The following is a 2,387-nucleotide window of genomic DNA, read 5'->3' as shown; positions in this document are numbered from 1 at the left end:
CGCGTGGTGGTGCGGCTGGGACGCTGCGCGCCCTCGCCTCGCGTGGTGGTGCGGCTGGGACGCTGCGCGCCCTCGCCTCGCGTGGTGGTGCGGCTGGGACGCTGCGCGCCCTCGCCTCGCGTGGTGGTGCGGCTCAGCGGTGGGCGCGACTGTTGACGGCCTCCGCGGCGGCCAGCTCCGGTTCGCCGGCGATCACGGCTTCCACCAGGCGGCCGTGGTCGACGTACCGCGCGTGCTCCATGTCGGGGCCCACGTCGTAGCGCAGGTGCGCCCGCAGGACGTCGCCCAGGTCCGCGTACAGCCCGGCCAGGACTTCGTTGTGCGCGGCGGAGACGATGGTGTGGTGCAGCGCGGCGTCGTTCTCCACGAACTGGTCGAGGTCCCCGGACTTCCACGCGGCTTCGCGGCGGTCGAGTCCGGCCCGCAGCTGGGCGATGTCGGACTCCGTACGGCGCTGCGCGGCCAGGCGCGCGGCGTGTGCCTCCAGGGCGTCACGGAGTTCGGAGACCTCGGCGGGTTCGGCGTCCTTGAAACGGCGGCCGAGGACCCCGGCCAGTTCGCTGGTCGCCCGGACGTACGTGCCCGAGCCCTGCCGGATGTCCAGGAGTCCGCCGTGGGCCAGCGCCCGGACCGCCTCGCGCACGGTGTTGCGGGCGACACCGAGCTGTCCGACCAGTTCGGGCTCGGCGGGGATGCGTGTTCCGACCGGCCACTCCCCCGAGGTGATCTGGGTGCGCAGCTGGGCGATCACCTGGTCCACCAGCGGGGACCGGTGTGGCGAGGTCAGAGCCATAGGCGTTCCTTAGAAGTACGGGGCTGCCCGGCGGTGGCGCGGGGCCGTGCCCATGATGGCGCACTGCGGGCGGGGAGCCCGGGTACATGTTTCCCAGAAGTCATCCCATGATTCTATGATTCTCCCTATGCCCGTCCCCGTGTCACCTGTCCCCGTGTCACCTGTCCCCGCCCCTGCCGTCCCCGCCCCGGCCGTCCGGAAAGCGGCGTCCGCGGCGGCTGCTTCCCCGCCCGTACCGCGCTGGCTGGGTCCGTTGGTCGTCGTCGGCCTGATCGCCGTGGCGTTCAACCTGCGCCCGGCCATCACCAGCCTCGGCGCCTTCCTCCAGGAAGTCCGCGGCGACCTGGGGATCAACGGCACGCTCGCCGGGTTCCTGACCGCGCTGCCCGACCTGTGCTTCGCGGGTGTCGGCCTGACCGCCCCGGCCCTGGCCCGGAAGTTCGGCCCGGGGCGTGTGGTGCTCGTCGGCATGACCGCGATCGCCGGCGGCCTGGTGCTGCGGGCGTTCTCCCCGAACGCGGTCGTGTTCATCGGCACGAGCCTGCTGTCGCTGGCCGGTATCGCCGTCACCAACGTGCTGATGCCGGTGCTGATCCGGCGCTTCTTCCCGCAGCGCATCGGCACCATGACCGGCGTGTACGCGATGGCACTGTCCGTGGGTTCGGCCGTACCGGCTGCACTGACGGTGCCGATCGCGCACGGCCTCGACCAGGGCTGGCGGGCCGGCCTGGGCATGTGGGCGGTGACCGCTGTGGTCGCCGTACTGCCGTGGCTGGCGCTGCTGCGCGACACGAGGTCGACGGCCGGGCACCTGCCGGGCGAGGGCGGGCCGGGTTCCGCGGCGCGTAGGCACATTCCGATCACTCACCTGGGGCGCAGCCGTACGTCCTGGGCTCTCATGGTCTTCTTCGGACTACAGGCCACCGGCGCGTACGCGGCGATGGGCTGGATGCCGCAGATCTACCGGGACGCCGGAATCTCCGCCGGTCTGGCGGGGGTACTGCTCGCGGTGATGCTGCTGGTCGGCGTGCCGCTGTCGTTCGTCCTCCCGGCGCTGGCCGCGAGAAGGGACAACCAGGTGCCGTTCGCGGTGGTCCTGGGTGTGTGCGGACTGGCCGGCTACGCGGGCCTGGCGTTCGCCCCGGCCGGAGCGCCGTGGGTCTGGACGATCCTGCTCGGCCTGTCCAACTCGGCGTTCCCGCTGGCCATCACCATGATCGGCCTGCGGACGAAGACCGGGACCGGGACGGTCGCCCTGTCGACTTTCGCGCAGAGCTTCGGGTATCTGCTGGCCGTCCCCGGGCCGGTCCTGGTCGGCACGCTCTACGACTGGACCGGCGGCTGGGGTGTGCCGCTGGGGTTCCTGGCGGCGCTGCTGCTCCCGCAGATGGTCGCGGGGGCGTTCGCGGGCCGGAACAGGTTCGTGGAGGACGAGATCCAGCCGGTCCCCCAGGACACGGCCGCGGGGGGGGGGCCCGCGGGGGGGGCCCCCCCCCCCCCGGGGCCCCCCCCCGGGGGCGCCCCCCCCCCCCCCCCCCCCCCCCCCCCCCCCGCCGGGGGGGGGGGGGGGGGCGGGGGGGGCGCCCCCCCCCCG

2 protein-coding genes are annotated in these 2,387 nt (G+C 74.0%); one reads left to right on the top strand and one right to left on the bottom strand.

The window, feature by feature from the left end; genetic code table 11:
- Positions 1-133 precede the first annotated feature (133 nt).
- Positions 134-793: a FadR/GntR family transcriptional regulator gene (locus AC0Z36_RS29465; protein ID WP_485466144.1), complete on the bottom strand. Its 660-nt coding sequence runs from the start codon at positions 791-793 to the stop codon at positions 134-136.
- A 154-nt stretch (positions 794-947) separates the two neighbouring features.
- Between AC0Z36_RS29465 and AC0Z36_RS29460 the strand changes: the two genes are divergently transcribed.
- A partial coding sequence (locus AC0Z36_RS29460) for a CynX/NimT family MFS transporter (RefSeq protein WP_485466143.1) occupies positions 948-2,387 on the top strand: 1,440 nt, incomplete at its 3' end.

Source organism: Kitasatospora sp. UYEF31, assembly GCF_057291755.1.
This window is presented reverse-complemented; position numbering and strand designations above follow the sequence as displayed.